Raw genomic sequence first — 21,223 nt, 5'->3', positions numbered from 1 at the left:
GTTACATCCGAGATCTAATATTTAGGCTCAACACTTATGTTGAGCCCAAATAAAGACAATTACGCTTTACGAACTTTTGCTGCGTCGTACGCTAGATCTTCAGTACTTGCCCAACCTGCATCTTTTGCACCACGAGCAACAACACGCTTGCTGAAGATTTCAGAAATCTTCTCAGCATCACCTGCAAGTAGTGATTTAGTCGAACACATAGATGCACACATTGGTAACTTACCTTCTGCAATACGGTTTGCGCCGTAAAGTACACGCTCTTTTTCTGAACCAGGTTCAGTATTTGGACCGCCAGAACAATAAGTACATTTATCCATTTTGCCACGCTCTGCGAACGCTTCCTGTTTAGGGAACTGAGGCGCTCCAAATGGACAAGCAAATAGACAGTAACCACAACCAATACAAAGATCTTTATCGTGCTGAACGATACCGTCTTCTGTTTGACTAAAACAATCTGCCGGACAAACCGCCATACAAGGCGCATCACTACAGTGCATACAAGCAACAGAAATAGAGGTTTCACCTGGTAGACCATCGTTTAGTGTCACAACGCGACGACGTTGAATACCCCAGCCTACGGCTTCTGAATTAGCATTTTTACAAGCTGTCACACAACCATTGCATTCAATACAACGCTTAGAGTCACAAAGAAATTTCATACGTGCCATTTGATGACTCCTTACGCTTTAGAGATATTACAAAGGGTGACTTTTGTTTCTTGCATCTGAGTTACTGGATCGTAACCGTATGTCGTTGCTGTGTTAGCAGCTTCGCCAGAAACATAAGGCGCACATCCTTCTGGATAATGACTACGTAGGCTTTCACCTTCGAATTCGCCACCGAAGTGGAATGGTAAGAATGCTAAGCCTTCACGAACACGTGGGGTTACCATCGCTTTCACTTTAATACGGCCTTTTTCTGCACCTTCAACCCAAACCATCTCGCCATCTTTAATGCCACGATCGTTTGCATCTTTTAGGTTAAGCTCAACGAACATTTCTTTTTGTAGCTCTGCAAGCCATGGGTTTGAACGCGTTTCTTCACCACCACCTTCGTACTCAACCAAACGACCAGATGTGAGAATAATTGGGTATTCTTTTGATACATCTTTGTCTTGAATTGACTTGTACAGTGTTGGTAGACGGAACAAGTGTGCTTTATCATCCCAAGTTTGGTACTCAGGAAGAAGATCACGACGAGGTGTGTACAGTGGCTCACGGTGAATAGGCACTGCATCTGGGAATGTCCAAACCACAGTACGTGCTTTGGCGTTACCGTATGGAATACAACCGTGTTTAATCGCTACACGCTGAATACCGCCAGAAAGATCAGTTTTCCAGTTTTTGCCTTCAGCAGCCACTTTCTCTTCTGCTGTTAGATCGTCCCACCAACCAAGTTGCTTTAACATCTTAGCGGTAAACTCTGGGTAACCATCTTCTAGCTCACAACCTAATGAGTAGCTATCGTCAGCCAATAGGCTTACACCATTGTGCTCAACACCAAAACGTGCACGGAAGTTACCGCCACCCTGTGCCACCGTCTTAGATGTATCATAAAGAATGTGTGTACCTGGGTGTTTCATCTCAGGCGTACCCCAACAAGGCCAAGGTAGACCGTAAGTTTCACCGTTCACTGGGCCACCAATCGCTTCAAGAGAAGTACGGTTGAATGTATGCCAGTTTTGTTGGTGCTCTTTTAGACGCTCAGGGCTTTGACCTGTGTAACCAATCGTCCACATACCTTTGTTGAATTCACGTGTAATGTCTTCAATGTGTGGGCGGTTATTTTCAACTTTAATGTTTTTAAATAATTGATCTGCAAAACCAAGACGCTTAGAAAGCAAGTACATGATTTCGTGATCAGGTTTCGATTCAAATAGCGGTTCGATAACTTGATCACGCCATTGAATAGAACGGTTAGTTGCTGTTACTGAGCCGTATGTTTCAAACTGTGTAGTCGCTGGGAATAGGTATACATTGTCTGTACGACCATTCATTACAGCGGCAACACCTGGGTATGGGTCAACGATGACCATCATATCCAGTTTTTCCATCGCAGTTTTCATTTCAGGACCACGAGTCTGTGAGTTTACAGCATGGCCCCAGTAGAACATGGCGCGGATGTTATCGCGCTGTTCAATCTTATCTTTGTTTTCTAACACACCGTCGATCCAACGAGAGACAGGAATACCCGCACTGTTCATTGGTTTTTTGCCGTTGTAAGTGTTTTGGTCGAAACGACCTTGTAGCCATGAGTAGTCTACATCCCACACTTGTGCCCAGTGTTTCCAAGCTCCTTCAGATAGGCCGTAGTAACCAGGCAGGTTGTCAGAAAGCACGCCAAAGTCTGTTGCGCCCTGTACGTTATCGTGACCACGGAAGATGTTTGCACCGCCGCCTGATTTACCCATATTGCCAAGTGCAAGTTCAAGGATACAGTAAGCACGTGTGTTGTTGTTACCTGTTGTATGCTGAGTACCACCCATACACCAAACAACACAGCCAGGACGGTTTTCAGACAGCATTTTCGCTGTTTGATAAACTTGATCTTCTGGCACGCCAGATACACGCTCAACTTCTTTTGGATTCCATTTCGCCACTTCTGCGCGAACTTCGTCCATACCGTATACACGTTGACGGATGAATTCTTTATCTTCCCAGCCATTGTTGAAGATGTGGTATAGCACCCCCCATACAAAAGCAACGTCAGTACCTGGACGAAGTGAAACGTAGTGATCTGCTTTTGCCGCAGTTCGTGTACGGCGTGGATCGACAACCACAATCTTACAGCTGTTCGTTTCTTTCGCGATAAGGATGTGCTGCATTGCTACTGGGTGAGCTTCAGCTGGGTTTGAACCAATGAATAACATCGACTTACAGTTATGCATGTCGTTTAACGAGTTAGTCATTGCACCGTAACCCCAAGTGTTCGCTACACCTGCCACTGTTGTTGAGTGACAAATACGCGCTTGGTGGTCAACGTTGTTCGAGCCCCACATAGAAACCATTTTGCGGAACATGTAAGCTTGTTCGTTGTTATGTTTTGCAGAACCAAGGAAGTAAACAGAATCTGGGCCTGATTCTTCACGGATCTTAAGCACTTGCTGGCTAACTTCATCTAACGCCTGTTCCCAGCTCAGTTTCTTCCACTTGCCATTAACAAGTTTCATTGGGTATTTTACGCGACGTGCACCGTGACCATGTTCACGAAGTGCTGCGCCTTTCGCACAGTGTCCACCAGCATTAAAAGGGTGATCAAAAGCGGGTTCCTGGTGAGTCCAGACACCATCTTGCGTCTCTGCGTAAATACCACAACCCACTGAACAGTGTGAGCAAATAGTACGTTTAACCACTTTAGGCGCGTCGTACACATCTTCTGATGCAGCTTCTGCTTTTTTCATCAGACCTGGTGCAAACATGCTTGCACCTGCAACGCCACCAGCCGCAGCTAGAGATGTATTACGAATAAAAGAACGACGAGAAATACCCAGTTGGTTTTCTGCTTTGCTCACTTTATCGGAACGTTTAGTAAGTTTCATTTAGAGCTCCGCCTTACAAAGTGTTGTAGTAATCACGAATGTGTTGGGTCTCGTGATAACCTTTAGTTGTTTTTGTTTTTTTCTCTTCTGACTTTTCAACAGCTTGAACTGCTGTTGTCGTTCCAGCAGCAACAGCACCAGCAGCCACTGTTAAGCCAATGTTTTTCAACAATTGACGACGGCTTTCATTGGTTTTTTGCTCACTCATAAAGTTTGCTCCTTTATCGTCACTAAAATAAGTTACGATGGGTTTTTGCCTTAGTTTTATTGCTTTGAATCAAACCGTTGCAAGCAACGTATAGGGATTATTTTGATTCTAAAAAGCGTGTTTTCTCTACAGTTAAGAACTGCAAAGCGAGCTCACCAACAGCGGTATAAAAAACAGCACTGTTAGCAGCTTTAACATCGGTACAGAACTTTTCACACCACTCAGCTAAGTGACGATTAAAGAACGTTTTTTGAAGGTGCTCATCGCCGCCTTCAACTAGCATTGCCATCACTTCAAGCAAAGCCGCAATATGATCTTCCGGTTCTTTCACTGACTCATCACGTTCAAATCCTAATTGCTTAAGATCTCGTCGAAGATAAGCCAGAGGCATTTCCATTAATGAACCTGTTAAATACCATGATCCAAAAGGCACAACTTCACCGCGACCAATACCAATAAAGACATCTTGATATTCTTCTTCAACTGCAAGTGGCATGCTCTTTTGTGCTGCAAGTTTCAGTAAAGGCCAAGCAGCAGACATCGTAGATTGTTGAGGTTTATTAGCCGTATCAACATCTATATCAGCCAAAAAATTCAATACATTTTGATCAGGCGCTTGACGAAATAAATGTGCAAGCATGTTATAAATTTCAATACGAAGTACTGCGTCTTCATTCAATGACGTTTGAGCTGGGCTCATAGCAATTGTTTCCATCTTCGTTCCTTAAACTCGAGCCTGACTTTCTGGATCTTTTTCCATTTGTTCGAAAATATCGCGAACACGACAATCTTCACACATGGATAAACGACGAATAGCATCACCTTGGAAGTGAGAATGTCCTTGAAGTTTTTCAGTTAACATTTTCACCATAGATGCTGGCGCAAATGCATTTCCACAACTGATACAACAAGCCGCAGGCTCTTCATGAACAAGACGCGCTTCTTTACGAGCATGCCAATCCCAATTAAAACGAGGTTCTAATGAAATGACTTTTTCAGGACATGCTTTTTCACACATACCACATTGAACACAGTCCTCTTCAATAAATAGCAGTCCTGGACGATCACCAATGGCATGTAATGCGCGAGTTGGACAAACTGCCACACAACTCATACATAACGTACAATCCGTTGTGTCACATGAAACAGAACCATAAGGCGCTTTTTCTACAACGGAAGATTGTTCTGGTTTTGTACTCGCTTCGGTGTAAAGCATTTCAAGTGAAGTAAATAGTTTTTCACGTTTAGAGCCAGTTAAAGCCTCTGTAACAGGAGAAACTAGTGCATCGTCATAAGAAACAAAGTTTTCAACATCACTAAAATCAAACAGACAAATACGATCAGCGTCATAACCCATTTCGGTTAAGAAACGTTGAGCCATTGCAAGCTCATTCGATAAAACACGATCAATCGTGGCAGGAATATATTTTGTGTTAGTCGCAAGAAGAACTTGATGCGCACCATAAACCAATGCACTAAACCATGTATCAACACCAACAGTTGCAAGCTCTTCTAATGCAATCGCAATAACTGAACTTGGAAACGTTGCTAATGCATCAGTCACCGCTTTTTCATCACGATTACCGTACAAAAGTAATGTTGGTTTCTCACCGCCCTCTTGCTTATAACGAGTAAGAACACGATGAACAAAGTTTTGCGTATTTTGAGGATCAGGTAATGCGTATGTGATTGCCTCTGTTGGACAAGCTGTAGCACACGTGCCAACACCCTGACAAAGGTAAGGATCAATCGCAATTTCTACCCCATCACTGCTTAGCGCACCAGCAGGACATGCATCTAAACAACGATCACAACCTGAAACACCACGCGATGAATGCGCACAAAGATCAGGATTTAGGCGAAAGTATTTAGGTTTATCAAAAGTCCCCATCATAGCCGGTAAATCTTCCACCAGCTGAGCCAGTTTATCTTTACGACTACCTACCGCGTAATAACCCGGCGCAGGAATTTCTAACGACATAATGCCGTTTTCTGTCATATCTAAGATCAAATCAAAGCAATCACGACCGATAGCCACTTTTGCTAAATTCGCTTTGGTCAATTGACCTGCAACCTGACAAGTTACTTCAAACGCGCCAAGATAACCTTTTGCTGATACGTCATGGCTAAAGTAAAGATTAGACAAGCTTGATTTTTCGCCTGTTGCATCCGTTGACAGCAAGGTGACGCTATTAAGTTCTGAAAACTGTTCAGCAAGTGCAATGATGTTTTCCTGAGTACCCACGATCAACAAATCCCCACGGCTCTCATAGGTAACCGTAGGTGGAATTAAATTTGTTAGCTCTACTGTGCCATTAATGGCAGCAGCACGCGCTTTACCGTTTGTATCAGAAAATGCTTCTAGTGTACTTTTTAACATTCTTATTCCTGTTTGCCCGTCACCGCTAGTCAGTGCCGATTGAAGAAGTAACGAAGTTATGTCTTAAAGTTTTTCTACAATAAAATCTGACTTTCGTTTTTGGCTTCTTCCACTCTATATAGAGCAATAACCGATCCAACTTTTCACGGAATAAAATGACTTAAAAGGAACTAAAGTCGGAGCTGGATAATTACACCCACCAGCATTGAGACATTTTGTCCTAGCGCAAAAGACCCATCGCGCCAAAATGTCCCAACATTTAATAAGGTTTTAGTTCCCTTTTTGTCTCACTCTATAAATTTAAATCTCTTGTGCTGAATTTTTCTCTGGAGAAACCGTTGTAGGGTTAGTTTCATCCTCAGCACCATTATCCGTAGATGAAGATATTGTTGACTGGAGAGTATCTTGAGAAGTTAAGGATGTTTGCTCTGTTGCTGTTAGCGCTAATTCAGACTGTTCAGCCTTATTATCTAACTCAGAGTTGTACATCGTTTCACTGCTTAAATCTTCAACCATATCAGTTACTTTCTCTACCGCTTGATTTACCCAACCACGCATTTGAGAAGCGATGGCAGGATCTAACGTTGGGATGTTGCTAAAGTCTTCAGTGCAATCATCCATGTCACTGATATAATTAAATTCTTCTGAATGAAATAACTTACGTAATGCTGCTTTCTTAACTGATTTCTCAACCGACTCTTTCATAAATGATGCAACGCCAGAATCGTAAGTCACGGTTGATACATCATCATGCGTCAGTGCAATATCAGGGGTGTCATCAGCGACTAAATCAGTTTTATCTAATTGATTATCTAATGTTTTGTCCGTTTCAATAGATTCAGAAATATCTGTATGAATAGCCGTATTTTCGGTAACAACCACATCTTGTTCAGGGGCCGTTTCAGTACTTTCGAGAGTTAATGTCTCACCTACAGATTTATCTTCTGTTTTGGTTAATTTTCTTTGAGACCAACGTTGAAAAAAATCAGTTGCCACTTGAACGCCCTTTTTGCTTTTTACCTTTACCGCCGCCTCGACGTTTACACTCTTCTAATTCACCGTGTCGTCCAAGATACGCTTCCATCCAGACTTGAATAGGCAATGGGATTTGAATGTGAAGAACAACATAATCTCCATCCATATAACGCGCTGCAACCCCTTGAGCTGCCGTCATTAATACAGGTTTAAGTTGTTCATCTTCTTCAGCACAAACAAAAAATAAATGCGGATCTTGTGCGTTTAAGTTAAAGCGATACTCCATACGTTCATCACGAAATAATTCTAACGGCAGCATGTAATTACCAGCACCGATTTCTACAAGTGCTACGTTTGAGTCTTGTTCACCATTCAAACAAAGATCTTCAATCGTCCATGCGTATGTCGTCCAACGCCCAACTTGTTTCTCTTCTGCTTGAAGTCGAAAATAAATAGGCCAAATACTTTCATCTTTCTTTATTTCTAGCTTTACTTGTTCTGGCACAATGACTCCTTACATCTTGCTTTTTACACACTCGCTTATCGCGGTATGTTGAGAATATTCGTCCGTAATAAGCAAAATTTAGACCAAGTGCGAAATATAAATCAAAATATCGCCAATAATGGCAACCAGTAGCCGCTTTCAATCCGTAAATGGAATTTATGGAACAATATTTGCTTTAATGCGTTAGAGATAAACTTATTTGCCTTAATACATGCCATTTAATGCTACTTATTGAGCTTAGTATCATTGTGTGTATTTTGACGGACTTATTTGAAATCTCGATACGTTTCTTGTAACCACTGGATATCCTAATGAGCCAACTCCCTAAAATTATAAAAACTAAATCCGCCGTTAAGCAGACAATGTCTGTGGAAATCATGGATGAGTACGGTGATCTTCAAACCAAAGAAATTGCGTGTGAGCATCCCCTAACGGTTTATTTGAATTGGATTGAGATCGTTACCCTGATGACCCTAGGTGAACGACCTTCTGCACTTGTGCTCGGTTATCTAAAGAACCAAGGCTTTATCGAAGATATTGATGCCATTGAATCTGTGATTATTGATTGGGATACCAATTCAGCGGCGGTGATCACCCGTGAAAATACCCATGGCTTAGAAAAGAAATTAGAGAAAAAAACCGTTACCTCTGGCTGTGGTCAAGGCACTATGTTTGGTAACGTAATGAAAAAGCTAGAAAACGTGACACTACCGCAAGTACAAATAAAACAATCTATGTTGTATGGGCTGCTTGAAGCGCTAACTCACCACAATGAAACGTACAAGGCTGCAGGTGCCGTTCATGGTTGTGCCGTTTGCCGTAATACAGAAATCTTATCGTTTGTCGAAGATGTAGGTCGCCATAACGCTGTTGATACCCTAGCCGGTGAAATGTGGCTAAAAGGCGAAACGAGCGAAGATAAGATTTTCTACACCACAGGCCGCTTAACCTCAGAGATGGTAATTAAAGTCGCACAGATGGGTATTCCCGTACTTCTATCCCGCTCTGGTGCAACACAAATGGGCTATGAGTTAGCGCAGAAGCTCGGTATTACTATGATAGCCCGCGCTAAAGGTCATCGCTTCCAAGTTTATAATGGCGGTCAGAATCTTATTCTTGATGTGAAAGGTGCTGATACCTCTCAGCAATCGAAGAAAACAGAGCAACCTTCTTCTAATAAAGAGCAAAATTAATGGCTGACTTTCCTGAATTCATGAACGCGAAACTTGTCGCAGAATATTTAGATCTTAATGAGAAGAAAGTCTATGCCCTTGCTAACGATGGCTTACTTCCAGCAACAAAAGTGACAGGGAAATGGTTATTTCCTAAAGCAATGTTGGATAAATGGCTATTAGAGTCTTGCCATAACGGTGTGTTAACCGATCGATTATTAATTGCCGGCTCAGACGATCCACTATTACAAATGGTGGTAGGTAAGATGGCTAACCAATTAGGCAGTACCGCATTAGTTGGTTATACCTCAACGGGTACACGACAAGGTTTAGCCATGTTAAGTAAAGGCCACGTTGATATGTGCGCCATTCACTGGGGAAATGCAGAAGAAGCTAGCCTGCGTCACCCGGCGCTATTACAACAATACCAAGGGCATAAAAACTGGGTATTAGTCCATGCCTTTGAACGTGAACAAGGCTTAGTGGTCAGTAAAGAGTTAGCAGAAGCGGTAAATTCAAAATCTATCCAACTGCCTGAATTACTATCTTCTCGCTGGCGCTGGGCACTACGTCAAGAAGGTGCAGGTAGCATGCGTGCGTTAGATGAATGGTTACACGGTCACGCTTATAATCTTTCTATGCTTAATCAATCAGATGTGTGTAACAGTGAACGTGAACTTGCCTCGTCTGTTGCTCGTGGTAAGGCTGATGTGGGCTGCGCTAGCCAAAGTACGGCGGGTGAATTTGGCTTAGGCTTTATTCCACTATGTACCGAAGCGTTTGAATTGGTGATCCCAAAGAACATTTACTTTAGAACACTACAGCAACAATTGCTGCAAGCGATTTCAGAGGAAGATGTTCAAGCTCACGGTAAAGCACTCGGTGGTTATAACTTTGCACGTACAGGTAAACAGGTATGGAGTGCTAACTAAGTCAGCTAATAGCTAACAACATACCCTGAAAGTCGCTGGATAATAAAAAGCCCTGATAATGCATGATGATTATCAGGGCTTTTTCCATTCAGTTTAAAACCGCATCACTATTAGTTAAAAAGAATTAATAAGAACGAGTAAGCAAACCAATAATAGAAGCGTCTGTTTCACCAAAATACAAGGTCACTGACTTTGTTTCACCTTGTGCAAATTTTCCCTTTTGCTCAATTCGTGTCGGTTCAACATAGGTATTATTGCTGAAATACGCTTTGACCTGCTTAGGTTTAAGTGCAATACCGCCGCCGGAATGGTTTGTAATTACCGCTTGGATCATACGCTTTCCACCTTGACTACTATAAATGTCATAAGAGACGATTTCATAGTAACTATAAGCTGGTTTATCTTCATTATGTTTAGGCATAGGTACAGGGATCGAGCCCGATACCGTCCGAACGTAATGCATTGTATCTTGTGACTTTTCAATACTGTTTTTAATATCATTTAAATCTGAATCGTCAATTGATGCGTTAGATGATAACGACATCAGTGATACAGAAGCGATAAGTAAACAACGAGCAAGCATAGTAAGTCCAATGAATAGAATTTAATTGAAAGACCCTAACTAATTGACCACTATTTCTCACCTTTCGTTTGTTAATTTTATGTCAATAGATATTTATATTCGTAATAGATCACATTATATCGACTCTTTATCTAGTCTAGAAATATCTGTGTTTCTTTAAGTCCTTCACACGATTGTTCAAACTTACACTTCAGACAATCTACTTAATGACTTAATCATAATTATCCTATGTTTAATTCGTATCTACTTTTTAAATAGTCACAAAAATGCAATCAAAACACCAAAGCCCACGGAATACGCCCTCGGAATTAAACCATTAAAATGATAAAAATCAATGAGCAGCAACAATAGTATGCAATCATAAATTAAGATTTGCTCACTCAAAACTGATAGCCATTGCCTTGTTTACAACGATCCCCTGTATTACTCAGTCACTTTTTATTTTATTGAATAATGTTTCATTACAAATATTCACTCATTGATAATTTTTGGTGCGAATAAATGGCCTATTTACATAAACATGACTTGCCTAACAGTACAGGTTAAGTCGACAATAGCGACATTAACAATACTGTTATTATTTCCCTTTGCATTTTCAAGGAGCCGTTGTGCGTAACGCTTTTATTCTGTTTTTTACTCTTGCTAGTATAAGCTTCTCTTCCGTGGCTAGCATCAACACCAGTAAGCTGGATCCTAATAAGTTACAAACGGCATCAGTCAGTAATTATGTGATAGACCTCAGTACAGGAAAGACACTGTACAAAAAAAATTCAAATGTAAAAATGCCAATTGCTTCATTAACTAAGTTAATGACAGCGATGGTAACACTGGATGCAAAACTCCCACTTAACGAAAAACTTACGTTTACTCCTACTGATAAAGAGCACATGTACAATACATATACACGTATTCGTATGGGCTCTACCCTAAGCCGTGGTGAGACAATTCATATTGCTTTAATGTCATCTGAAAACCTAGCAGCAGCAACACTTGCAGGAAACTACCCTGGCGGCTACAAGGCATTCATTAAAGCGATGAACCGAAAAGCTAAATCTTTGGGGATGACCAATACGCATTTTGTTGATAGCTCAGGCCTTGACCCTCATAACCACTCGACAGCATCAGATGTCGCTAAGATGGTACGCGCTGCTTACAAATATCCTGAAATTCGTAAGTACAGTACAACACCTGTGCATACTGCTTACTTTGGTAAACCTAATTACAAACTTGGCTACACCAATACAAATGCCCTAGCGCGTGGTAAGAAGTGGACGGTTAACCTAACCAAAACAGGTTACCTTGATGAAGCTGGTCGTTGCTTAGGTATGGTAACAACAATTGATGGTAAGAGAATCCTGATGGTTATGTTAGATTCTCAAGGCAAATTAACACCGATTGGTGATGCTGGCCGTATTAAGCAATGGCTACAAACAGGTAAGAGCAAACCAATTACTGCTGATGCAAAATACTACCAACAACAGAAACTAAAAGAATTAACGAAATAATCATTACGGTTAATTGAGATAAGTAAAAGCCAGCATCTATTGCTGGCTTTTTGCTTTTAGAACTATCATGAACATAGCTTTTAAAAACCTTCGATGCATGTGGGGATACTGCTTTTTAAGCCCGTAATAAGAATTTTCCTTACCTAGCCTTTTATTTTTTAACAAAAAACGTACGCCTACGACACTCTTCAACTATGCTTAAGTTAGAGTAAATAAAAGGAGTGCCTATGCAGCATCAAGAAATGATTAATCCCACCCACCTTAGTTTAATAACTCGTATATCTCTTACCTCTCTAGCCATTCTACTTATTGGTTTGTCGTTGATGTAATTTCTAAATAGACATATAACAAAAAGCCCCTTGGTATTTTCTCTCACTTAAATGAAAAAATACCAAGGGGCTTTGTTGTAATGAAACTAAGACATCATCAATAAATCTGGAGCATTGTTTGTTGACGCTTTTTGCCTTAAATAGACAGAGAATGTTGTACCATGACCCACTTCAGATTCAACCGTTATCTCTCCACCAATATCTTCAATTAAACTTTGGCTAACAGAGAGACCAAGTCCCGTACCTGAACGACGAGTAGTAAAGAATGGATCAAATATTCGCTCTAAGTTTTCTTTCGCAATACCACAGCCATGATCAGTTATACGAACAATTGCACCAATAGATTGCCCCTGCTCATTAATCCAATCTTCAGTTCTAATGATTAATTGCCCCTTATCGTCCATGGCATGAATACCATTCATTTGAAGGTTCACTAGCACTTGCAATAATTGGTGGCGATTAACTTCCACGCTGCATTTCGCATTTAGTTCAACAACAAAAGTAACGGATAGTTTTTTTGTGCCTGAACGTACTAAGGTTAAACTCTCTTCAACAATCTGGTTCAGGTGATGCCATGTCACTTCATTTTGTACGCCACCTTGACGACTGTATTGCAACAAACTTCGAGTAATATTACGTATACGGTCAATTTGTGCATGGATTGCATCTAACTCTTCTTGAACTTGAAGCGTATTATCCCCTAACTCAAATTGGATCAATTCCACATTACCCAAGATAACCCCTAATGGATTATTAATTTCATGGGCGATACCAGCAGTCAGTTCACCCAAGGCGGCTAATTTTTCACTCACCACCAGCTTAGATCTTGCTTGATTCAGCAATTTAATATGTTGCTCTAGTTCTTCAGTTTTATGATGTAAACTATGCGTACGTTGCTCGACCTTTTCTTCTAATTCCACTGCAGCCTGCTTTATCACTTGATTACGCTGTTCAAGCTGATCCAGCATGGTATCAAACTGATTCCCCAAAATTTGCAGTTCGTGATCAGGGTAAACATCTAATTTACCTACTCGACGCTCAAATCCCATCTGTACTAATTTGGCTACCTGATAAATTTTTTCAATCGGTAAAAACAGATCACGAGAGCCCCGATAAACGACAAAACCAGAGATAATCAGCACCAAAATAATACCAATGCCAAGCTCAATAATATTCGTTAAAAAGGTTCTGATCAGTGGCCATTGTAAATAGCCCGCATAAAGCATACCAATCACTTTACCGTTTATATCGCGTAACGGTTCATAAGCAGAAACATACCAACTGTCATAGACATAAGCTCTATCAACCCAGGTTTTTCCAAACGTAATTACTTCACGGCTCACTTCATCTGATACCCGAGTACCAACCGCTCGCCCAACCAGATTTTTACTATCTAATGGTACATTCGTACTAATACGAACATCATTCATAAAAATAGTAACAGTGCCAATACTGCCCGTCGGTAACGTATCAGACGCAAAAACTAAATCACGAATTCGATCAACCAGTTCCGTACTATTATTGAGTAATATACCGCCATCAAGAATCCATTGAAGATGCCCTTTATCATTAAAAATAGGGATCAAACTTCGACTCACTAACCCCTTCTGCTCTATCTTATGTTCTTTGAGCAGTGGCACTTGCGCACGAGCAGGTAAATCACTATTCAATGCTGCTAGTGCTCTACGATCTAGTACCTGAAAAAATGTTTGCACTTTTCCTTCGAGTAAAAAACGGCGCTCTTGCTTAGAGAACTCGCCTAATGCTGATGCAGGATGAAGCACGATAAAATCCAGATTATATTGCTGGTTTTCAGTGCGTACCCAGTGACTTAAAGAGGATTCATCAAAACGTAAACGATATTGGAAATCGTAAGAGTCAGCCATTGACTGCAATTTCATACGCTGCTCTTTTTGTAATAATTCCATACTATGATGAGCAACAGCTAAATCCGCTCTTACGTTCATTAACGCATTTTGCCAAGTGTAAGTGACTGTCCAATAAAAAGTTAAGGCAATTAACGCAATTAATGTGATGATAATAGGTACAGACGTTAGGACTAATAGACGATAACGAACCATGGTTCGAAACCGCCTTAGCCATAACAATATAAAAGCTTTAGGATGCATTAATGCTTTGGTTATTCGCATGATGCCGACTCTTCAGCCCATTCTTTATATTTACGCTCTAACGTTTTACGCGCTACACCAAGCTGACGAGCTGCCGCAGACTTATTACCCTCGTTTGAATCTACTACCTGCATAATATGTGCTTTTTCGACATCTTTTAACGTCCAATCTACTGGGTAACAATATTGCTCTTGTTCACCATCGTGACACTGACATGGTCGCTTCTCATCACTCTTCAATACGATCGACGTTTTCTCGGGCGATGGTATTACAGGTACATCCCCATTTAATTCCTGCCAATATTCAAAAGGTGATTTACCCAATAAAATACAACGTTCCATCATATTACGTAATTCACGAATATTACCCGGCCATTGATAAGCTTGCATTGCTAGAATATCTTCATGTGCCCAATTAATTGGCTTCATTCCTAAATCTTTCGAAAGCTGCTGTGTAAAGTGGTGAGCTAACGCTGGAATATCTTCTATACGTTCACGTAATGCGGGCAATTCAATGGTGAGCACATTTAAGCGATAGTACAAATCTTGACGAAAGCGCCCTTCTTCTACTTCTTTTTTCAAATTCCTATTCGTTGCTGCCACAATACGCACATCAACATTCACTTCTCGCTCAGCGCCTACAGGTCGTATTGCTTTTTGCTCAAGCGCGCGTAATAACGAAGATTGCATGGATAACGGCATTTCACCAATTTCATCTAAAAACAGTGTGCCGTTATTTGCTACCCGAAATAGACCATCACGCCCTTTTTTAGCACCTGTGAATGCACCAGAAACATGACCAAACAGTTCACTTTCCAATAAATCAGGTGCAATCGCACCACAGTTAAGAGGTACAAATGGTCCGGTACGTTTACTTAACTGATGAAGGGCACGCGCCACCAGCTCTTTACCGGTTCCAGATTCCCCTTCAACCAATACCGCGGCAATTGATGGTGCTAATTGAGTGATCAGTTTTTTCATTTTTTGCGTGCTTGCTGCATCCCCGATAATATCAACGGGATAACTGCGCTCTACATCGCGTTGGAGTGCAAAGTTTTGACGTTCGACTAATCGACGTTCAATACAACGGCTTACTGACTGCATCATTTGTTCTAAATTGAACGGCTTTAAGATGAAATCTGACGCCCCCGCGCGTAGTGCTTGAATCGCCATGTCTAAATCTGCATAGCCTGTCATAAAGATAACATCGCTACGGCGTGTATTTGGATCAAACGCTTCATGCCATTCAATGCCTGAACGCCCTGGTAGATTTATATCTACTATTAATAAATCAAAGTGGCAGCGTTTTCTTATTTCTTCCGCTTCTTCAATACTGCCTGCAGTATCAACCTGAGCAAACTTTTTACTTAATGCTTTTTTTAAGATGGCACGCATTCCCGGCTCATCATCGACAACCAATACAGAAACAGCAGTCCAAGGTGTATTTAATTCAAGATCAGACATAAAGGGACATTATTACCCATAAAAAAGATGCGACATTTTGTCTCACCATGAAGATAAAAGTCAAAATAGATTTGAAGCAGAATAATGACGCAGCGCAAAAAACAAAAAATAGCAGTTTATAATCAAAGTATTATGAAATAAATATTCACATATTTTAAATCCTATCGCTTCTGGCATTTTATTTGCTTATAGGCGCATAAGCTATTTATTGGGACGAAAGGTCTCAAATTGTCTCTTTTTATTTGACGTTGAATCTGTAAATCAAGGAACCTTATGAATTTTTTTAAAACGAGTTTAGTTGTTTTAAGCTTAGCCGCAGCAAGCCTTAGCCATGCTGCAACCGATAACAAGGAAAACAAAACAATTCGTTTAGCAACGACAACCAGTACTTACCACTCAGGGCTTCTTGACTACCTTTTACCAGCGTTTAAAAAAGACACGGGCTACACTGTTGAAGTTCTAGCTGCGGGTACAGGCAAAGCATTGCGCATGGGCGAAAATGGTGATGTTGATTTAGTCATGACTCACGCCCCTAAAGCAGAGGCCAAATTTGTTGATGGTGGTTTCGGTATCCTTCCTCGCAAGCTAATGCACAACGACTTCGTACTTGTTGGTCCAAAGGCAGATCCTGCAAAGATCAAAGGTGATAAAGACGTTGCTAATGCGCTGGTTAACATTGCCGAAACAGAGGCTGTGTTTGTTTCTCGTGGTGATGATTCTGGTACCAATAAAAAAGAACTTAACCTTTGGGCACAGACAAAAATGGAACCAAACTTCGGTGGTTACAAAGCGGTTGGTCAAGGTATGGGGCCTACATTAAACATGGCGTCTGAATTACAAGCGTATACTTTAACTGACCGTGGTACATGGCTTGCTTACCAAAATAAACTGCACCTAGAAATCATGGTTCAGGGTGACAAACGTCTATTTAACCCATACCAAGTGATCTTAGTGAACCCTAGCCGTTACCCTGACATTAACTACCAAGGTGCAAAAACATTCAGCGATTGGTTAGTTAACGCTAAAGCACAAAAAATGATTAACGATTACCAACGTCATGGTGAACAACTATTTGTTGCAGATGCGATTACGCAATAAACAATCAACTTTATTTGATTTTATAGCATTTTGCGCCGAACACTTGCTCTTATCTAATTAACACTTCTGTTATAATGAAATAAGGCCATGTTCGGCGTAACCAATTAAATATTAGAAATAAAATAACAATGAATATTTGGCAAACAACGCAACAAGCAATCCAACTTTTGTTCAGTGGAGATAGTTCGCTATGGGGCATTGTTGGTGTTTCTTTTTCAGTTTCTCTGTTAGCCATTGCTATTGTATTAATTCCCTCTTTATTGGTTGCTTTCGCCCTTGCTTATGGCAAATTTCCAGGTCGATGGCTAATCCTTTCTTTTGTTAATACACTGCAATCCGTTCCTACTGTTGTTATTGGCTTATTGTTGTATATGTTGCTATCGCGTTCAGGGCCTTTAGGTGACTGGCAAATGCTGTTTACACAGCGAGCGATGATTCTTGGGCAAATATTAATTTGTTTTCCAATCTTGATATCTATGATGCATGCCGCCTTCCAAAATAGTGACCGTCGCGCATGGGAAACCGCTATTTCATTAGGTGCAAGCTACCCTCGCGCGCTAATGAGCCTTATGTGGGAAAGCCGTTTTCCACTATTAGCTGCCATTGTTGCGTCTTTTAGTCGCATCATCACTGAGGTGGGTTGCTCAATGATGGTGGGTGGTAACATCTTAAATTCAACCAGAAATATTCCGACAGCCATTGCATTGGAAAGCTCTAAAGGTGCTTTTGCACAAGGTGTCGCCTTGGGAATGGTCTTATTACTTCTCGCTCTCGGACTAAACTTTATTTTATCGTTCTCTCGTGGCAAAGCCCACTTGCGTACGAACTAAGCTGAGGGTATTGATATGATGCATATTTCAATTGAGGCAACAGATCTTTCTGTTCGCTTTAAACATCGTCTACTTTTCCATATTCCTCAGTTAAAGTTAGAGCCGCAAGATGCGATTTATCTTACTGGTGATAACGGTGTGGGAAAAACAACGCTATTAAAAGTACTTGCGGGATTACAAAAGCCGACCACTGGAAAAATCAATACTCAGCACCATTGGTTGAATAGACTATTTGGTGGATGCTATCACAATGGCATAATCTACATGCATCAAACTCCTTATATGTTTGATGCCACAGTGTTTGATAATGTTTGCTATGGCTTAAAATATATTATTAGAGATCGTCAACAACGTCGCAATGAAGCCATCAATGCCTTAAGAATGGTTGGGTTAGAAACCCTTGCCGATGAACATGTCTCTGTGTTGTCTGGCGGTGAGCGCCAACGTGTAGCAATGGCACGAGCATGGGTATTAAAGCCAAGTGTATTACTGATGGACGAATCAAGTGCAAGTATGGATAAAGAATCCATCAGCCGCCAAGTTATATTGGCAAAAGATTTATTAGAACGAGGCTCTAGCCTTGTCATCACTAGCCACCAGCATAATGAACTCACCGACTTATGTCGTCGCCAGTGGACAATCAACGACACAAAATTAATTGAGCGTGCAGATTTGCAGCTTGTTAAAAAAGATAAGGATAACTATGCCTACGCCTGAGCAAACTCAGTGGGTTATTTTGGCTGGCGGACAAGCCAGCCGTATGGGAGGCAATGATAAAGGTTTAATTAAATTGGCTGATAAGCCATTAATTCAACATGTTATCGATACGCTGAGCCCACAAACATCACATATCACCATCAATGCAAACCGCAACCATGAACGTTACGCTGAATTTGGTGAAGTCTTTGGTGATACCATTAAAGACTACCCCGGCCCTTTGGGGGGGATGCATGCCGCACTTTCTCATATCGATAACGACTGGATCGGTTTTGTGCCTTGTGATTGCCCACAGCTTCCGCATGATTTAGTCGCAAGAATGGCAAACGCTTGTACGGAAGAAACCGATATTGCTGTTGCTCATAATGGTGAGCATATTCAACCAGTAGTTACGCTTGTTCACCGTCGCATTTTACCTAAGCTTGAAGCCTTTCTCGCTAATGGTGATAGAAAAATCATTCTGCTTTACCGCCAATGTAATATGATCACGGTTGATTTTAGTGATCAAGCAGATGCTTTTGTAAACCTTAATACCCCTGAAGAACTCTCTCAATTTGGAGTGCTACATGAGTCAAATTAACGCTTCTTTACCGCTACTTGGTTTCGCTGCATTTAGTGGTACAGGTAAAACCACTTTACTTGAAGCAATGTTGCCTAAACTTGTAGAGCGAGGACTTCGTGTAGCCGTGGTAAAACACGCTCACCATAATTTTGATATCGACCAAGAAGGTAAAGACAGCTATCGCCTTCGTAAAGCTGGCGCAAGCCAAATGCTAATATCTTCTCGTTACCGTCGTGCACTGGTGACAGAAACACCGGAAGAAGAAGCCCAACTTCCCTATTTACTCAACCAATTAGATCAAACCGAACTCGATCTCATTTTGGTGGAAGGTTTTAAAAAGCTCGATTTTCCTAAAATTGAATTACACCGCAAAGAAGTCGGTAAACCTTGGCTACACCCAGAAGATAACAACATTATTGCTATCGCTGCGAACATCTCTGCTGAAAGTACATTGCCACAAATGGATATCAATAATCTTGATCAAATTACTGACTTTGTTATTGGTTACGTGAAAAACAGTGCGTTCACTGAAGCGCAAACATTAAGCTGTAGCGATATCAATCCAGCAGGCATGTTATCGGTTGCTCAAGGTCGAGAAAAAATTCTTGAGCAGATTAAGCCATTACATATCAGCGAATCTGTTAGTCTACATCAAGCACTAGGGCAAATTGTCGCACAAGATATTTTATCGCCAGTCAATGTCCCCCAACATACTAATTCTGCAATGGATGGTTATGCCATTGCTGGTGATGATATAGGGCGTGACAGCTATCAGGTTGTTGGTCAAGTACTTGCTGGTCATAGTTACGATGAGCCACTACATCATGGTGAAGCTGTTCGTATCATGACAGGCGCACCTATTCCGCAAGGTGCGGATACCGTCATTATGCGTGAACAAGCAACCCAACAAGGTGACACGGTCACGTTTGATAAAGCAATGGGTAACATTAAAGCTGGTCAAAACGTACGTCAAGCAGGTGAAGATCTCGCATTAGGTCAAATTGCCGTTGCTGCAGGAACAACCATCACAGCGCCAGAGCTTGGTGTGGTAGCGTCACTGGGTATTGATAAAATCATAATCAACAAACCTATCCGGGTTGCAATTTTTTCTACCGGTGATGAAGTTCAGCAACCGGGTGACGCACAGAAACAAAACTGCATCTATGACTCAAACCGCTATACATTGTATGCCCTACTCACTCACTTAGGCTGTGAGGTCGTTGATCTCGGTATTATTGATGATAACGAAGCATCGCTTGAAAAAACGTTAATACAAGCGAGCACGAAAGCTGATTTGATCTTATCTTCTGGTGGTGTATCTGTCGGCGATGCGGACTATATAAAAAGCGTGTTAGAGAAGTTAGGTCGAATTAACTTTTGGCGTATTAATATGCGTCCAGGTCGTCCGCTTGCTTTTGGAACCATTGGTAACGTGCCATTCTTTGGCCTACCGGGTAATCCTGTCGCGGTAATAGTTGCATTCTTACAATTTGTTGAACCAGCAATTAGAAAACAGCAAGGCATCATCAACTGGCAGCCGAAAACGCATCAAGCTATCGCGATTGAAAAACTTCGCTCTCGTCCAGGACGTACTGAGTATACTCGCGGTATTTCGAGTTTTGATGCTAATGGCCGTTTAGTGGTGAAAAGTACAGGCTCGCAAGGTTCTGGCATACTTCGTTCGATGAGCGAAGCAAATTGCTTAATTGAAATAGCACCAGAGCAAGTAAATGCAGAAATCGGTGATAAGGTTACCATCATTCCATTAGATATACGCATGTAACGTTTCAGCTCTCCATGATAAAAAAGCCAAGCTACTTAAAGTATCTTGGCTTTTTTATTTTTATATGTAGCTTCCATGCTACCTTTTTATTTCCCATCTTCTACACGTTAGAAGTCGACACAAACCTTTCGTTATATGTTAAGTTGTAACAAAAGGTTTCTTTATTCTCTAGATAAATGATAATACCGAATAATTTATCGATATACACGACAATCATAGATTTACTGGGTAAAACATTAAAAAAATAGCGGTTAAGCATATTATGCAATCAAGATTATATATTTTATTGAAATTTTCATAAAATACTGTAAACATTTCTATATAATTAAACTAGAACAAATATGGCATTGTATACTATTCACAATCATTGAATATCAATGGTGAATAGAAGCACTTGCATTTACACATAAGTTAAGAACAACTCGTTTTTCATCTGGCTAGACCATTACACAACATTTTATGTTGTAGAATAGGCGCAGTCTCTATTTTAGGTATTCATACGTAA

The 21,223-nt window shown here is 40.9% G+C and carries 18 protein-coding genes; 8 read left to right on the top strand and 10 right to left on the bottom strand.

Going from position 1 to position 21,223, the window contains the following annotated elements:
• Positions 1-59: 59 nt before the first annotated feature.
• From fdh3B to C9J38_RS17435, 7 genes are all read right to left on the bottom strand, one after another.
• Positions 60-677, bottom strand: a complete 618-nt coding sequence (gene fdh3B, locus C9J38_RS17465) for a formate dehydrogenase FDH3 subunit beta (protein ID WP_005367779.1) — start codon at positions 675-677, stop codon at positions 60-62.
• Between the two features lie 11 nt (positions 678-688).
• On the bottom strand, positions 689-3,547 hold the full coding sequence (locus tag C9J38_RS17460) for a formate dehydrogenase subunit alpha (RefSeq protein WP_107208202.1): 2,859 nt from the start codon (positions 3,545-3,547) through the stop codon (positions 689-691).
• Positions 3,548-3,560: 13 nt separating this feature from the next.
• Positions 3,561-3,755, bottom strand: coding sequence for a twin-arginine translocation signal domain-containing protein (locus tag C9J38_RS17455; protein ID WP_107208201.1), 195 nt, complete (start codon positions 3,753-3,755; stop codon positions 3,561-3,563).
• Positions 3,756-3,852: 97 nt separating this feature from the next.
• On the bottom strand, positions 3,853-4,470 hold the full coding sequence (locus tag C9J38_RS17450) for a molecular chaperone (protein ID WP_005367775.1): 618 nt from the start codon (positions 4,468-4,470) through the stop codon (positions 3,853-3,855).
• A gap of 9 nt (positions 4,471-4,479) precedes the next feature.
• Positions 4,480-6,135 carry a 4Fe-4S binding protein gene (locus C9J38_RS17445; protein WP_107208200.1) on the bottom strand — a complete coding sequence of 552 codons (1,656 nt, stop codon included), beginning with the start codon at positions 6,133-6,135 and terminating at the stop codon, positions 4,480-4,482.
• 300 nt (positions 6,136-6,435) lie between these two features.
• A complete protein-coding gene (locus tag C9J38_RS17440; RefSeq protein ID WP_107208199.1) occupies positions 6,436-7,131 on the bottom strand; it encodes a DUF3306 domain-containing protein in 696 nt (231 codons plus the stop codon).
• Positions 7,121-7,615: a DUF3305 domain-containing protein gene (locus C9J38_RS17435; protein ID WP_107208198.1), complete on the bottom strand. Its 495-nt coding sequence runs from the start codon at positions 7,613-7,615 to the stop codon at positions 7,121-7,123. Before C9J38_RS17435 ends, C9J38_RS17440 begins: the two co-directional genes overlap by 11 nt.
• Positions 7,616-7,926: 311 nt before the next feature.
• Here C9J38_RS17435 and fdhD point away from each other — a divergent pair, with 311 nt between their 5' ends.
• Both fdhD and C9J38_RS17425 read left to right on the top strand, forming a co-directional pair.
• The gene (gene fdhD / locus C9J38_RS17430; RefSeq protein WP_107208197.1) at positions 7,927-8,808 is read left to right on the top strand and encodes a formate dehydrogenase accessory sulfurtransferase FdhD; all 882 of its coding nucleotides are present in this window, start codon (positions 7,927-7,929) and stop codon (positions 8,806-8,808) included.
• Positions 8,808-9,719 carry a helix-turn-helix transcriptional regulator gene (locus C9J38_RS17425; protein WP_107208196.1) on the top strand — a complete coding sequence of 304 codons (912 nt, stop codon included), beginning with the start codon at positions 8,808-8,810 and terminating at the stop codon, positions 9,717-9,719. Before fdhD ends, C9J38_RS17425 begins: the two co-directional genes overlap by 1 nt.
• 124 nt (positions 9,720-9,843) lie before the next feature.
• On the opposite strand, the gene C9J38_RS17420 is transcribed toward C9J38_RS17425, so the two are convergent.
• Positions 9,844-10,302 (bottom strand): hypothetical protein, encoded by a 459-nt coding sequence (locus C9J38_RS17420; RefSeq protein WP_107208195.1) that lies wholly within the window; start codon positions 10,300-10,302, stop codon positions 9,844-9,846.
• Positions 10,303-10,910: 608 nt separating this feature from the next.
• Here C9J38_RS17420 and pbpG point away from each other — a divergent pair.
• On the top strand, positions 10,911-11,807 hold the full coding sequence (pbpG, locus tag C9J38_RS17415) for a D-alanyl-D-alanine endopeptidase (RefSeq protein WP_107208194.1): 897 nt from the start codon (positions 10,911-10,913) through the stop codon (positions 11,805-11,807).
• A 415-nt stretch (positions 11,808-12,222) separates the two neighbouring features.
• On the opposite strand, the gene C9J38_RS17410 is transcribed toward pbpG, so the two are convergent.
• A complete protein-coding gene (locus C9J38_RS17410) occupies positions 12,223-14,217 on the bottom strand; it encodes a cache domain-containing protein (RefSeq protein WP_107208193.1) in 1,995 nt (664 codons plus the stop codon).
• Positions 14,218-14,276: 59 nt separating this feature from the next.
• Positions 14,277-15,728 carry a sigma-54 dependent transcriptional regulator gene (locus C9J38_RS17405; protein ID WP_107208192.1) on the bottom strand — a complete coding sequence of 484 codons (1,452 nt, stop codon included), beginning with the start codon at positions 15,726-15,728 and terminating at the stop codon, positions 14,277-14,279.
• A gap of 273 nt (positions 15,729-16,001) precedes the next feature.
• Here C9J38_RS17405 and C9J38_RS17400 point away from each other — a divergent pair, with 273 nt between their 5' ends.
• The 5 genes from C9J38_RS17400 (at position 16,002) to C9J38_RS17380 (ending at position 20,718) form a co-directional block, all read left to right on the top strand.
• On the top strand, positions 16,002-16,826 hold the full coding sequence (locus tag C9J38_RS17400) for a substrate-binding domain-containing protein (protein ID WP_107208191.1): 825 nt from the start codon (positions 16,002-16,004) through the stop codon (positions 16,824-16,826).
• 128 nt (positions 16,827-16,954) lie between these two features.
• Complete coding sequence (locus C9J38_RS17395; protein ID WP_107208190.1) at positions 16,955-17,656, top strand: ABC transporter permease; 702 nt, start codon at positions 16,955-16,957, stop codon at positions 17,654-17,656.
• An 18-nt stretch (positions 17,657-17,674) separates the two neighbouring features.
• Entirely contained in the window at positions 17,675-18,373 is a 699-nt protein-coding gene (locus C9J38_RS17390) for an energy-coupling factor ABC transporter ATP-binding protein (RefSeq protein ID WP_370444648.1), read from the top strand.
• Positions 18,360-18,953, top strand: coding sequence for a molybdenum cofactor guanylyltransferase MobA (gene mobA, locus C9J38_RS17385; protein WP_107208188.1), 594 nt, complete (start codon positions 18,360-18,362; stop codon positions 18,951-18,953). The genes C9J38_RS17390 and mobA overlap by 14 nt, the downstream gene beginning before the upstream one ends.
• On the top strand, positions 18,940-20,718 hold the full coding sequence (locus tag C9J38_RS17380; protein WP_107208187.1) for a bifunctional molybdopterin-guanine dinucleotide biosynthesis adaptor protein MobB/molybdopterin molybdotransferase MoeA: 1,779 nt from the start codon (positions 18,940-18,942) through the stop codon (positions 20,716-20,718). Before mobA ends, C9J38_RS17380 begins: the two co-directional genes overlap by 14 nt.
• Positions 20,719-21,223 lie beyond the last annotated feature (505 nt).

It is taken from the genome of Photobacterium sp. GB-210, assembly GCF_003026075.1.
Taxonomy (GTDB): Bacteria; Pseudomonadota; Gammaproteobacteria; order Enterobacterales; family Vibrionaceae; genus Photobacterium.
Note: the sequence above shows the minus strand (reverse complement) of the source record. Positions and strands in the feature narration are given on the sequence as shown.

Coding starts and splice junctions, on each gene's coding strand:
- mobA (WP_107208188.1), top strand. CDS start 18,360: ATGCCTACGCCTGAGCAAACTCAGTGGGTTATTTTGGCTGGCGGACAA.
- C9J38_RS17380 (WP_107208187.1), top strand. CDS start 18,940: ATGAGTCAAATTAACGCTTCTTTACCGCTACTTGGTTTCGCTGCATTT.
- fdhD (WP_107208197.1), top strand. CDS start 7,927: ATGAGCCAACTCCCTAAAATTATAAAAACTAAATCCGCCGTTAAGCAG.
- C9J38_RS17455 (WP_107208201.1), bottom strand. CDS start 3,755: ATGAGTGAGCAAAAAACCAATGAAAGCCGTCGTCAATTGTTGAAAAAC.
- C9J38_RS17460 (WP_107208202.1), bottom strand. CDS start 3,547: ATGAAACTTACTAAACGTTCCGATAAAGTGAGCAAAGCAGAAAACCAA.
- C9J38_RS17400 (WP_107208191.1), top strand. CDS start 16,002: ATGAATTTTTTTAAAACGAGTTTAGTTGTTTTAAGCTTAGCCGCAGCA.
- C9J38_RS17405 (WP_107208192.1), bottom strand. CDS start 15,728: ATGTCTGATCTTGAATTAAATACACCTTGGACTGCTGTTTCTGTATTG.
- C9J38_RS17445 (WP_107208200.1), bottom strand. CDS start 6,135: ATGTTAAAAAGTACACTAGAAGCATTTTCTGATACAAACGGTAAAGCG.
- C9J38_RS17410 (WP_107208193.1), bottom strand. CDS start 14,217: ATGGTTCGTTATCGTCTATTAGTCCTAACGTCTGTACCTATTATCATC.
- C9J38_RS17420 (WP_107208195.1), bottom strand. CDS start 10,302: ATGCTTGCTCGTTGTTTACTTATCGCTTCTGTATCACTGATGTCGTTA.
- C9J38_RS17395 (WP_107208190.1), top strand. CDS start 16,955: ATGAATATTTGGCAAACAACGCAACAAGCAATCCAACTTTTGTTCAGT.
- C9J38_RS17390 (WP_370444648.1), top strand. CDS start 17,675: ATGCATATTTCAATTGAGGCAACAGATCTTTCTGTTCGCTTTAAACAT.
- fdh3B (WP_005367779.1), bottom strand. CDS start 677: ATGGCACGTATGAAATTTCTTTGTGACTCTAAGCGTTGTATTGAATGC.
- C9J38_RS17425 (WP_107208196.1), top strand. CDS start 8,808: ATGGCTGACTTTCCTGAATTCATGAACGCGAAACTTGTCGCAGAATAT.
- C9J38_RS17450 (WP_005367775.1), bottom strand. CDS start 4,470: ATGGAAACAATTGCTATGAGCCCAGCTCAAACGTCATTGAATGAAGAC.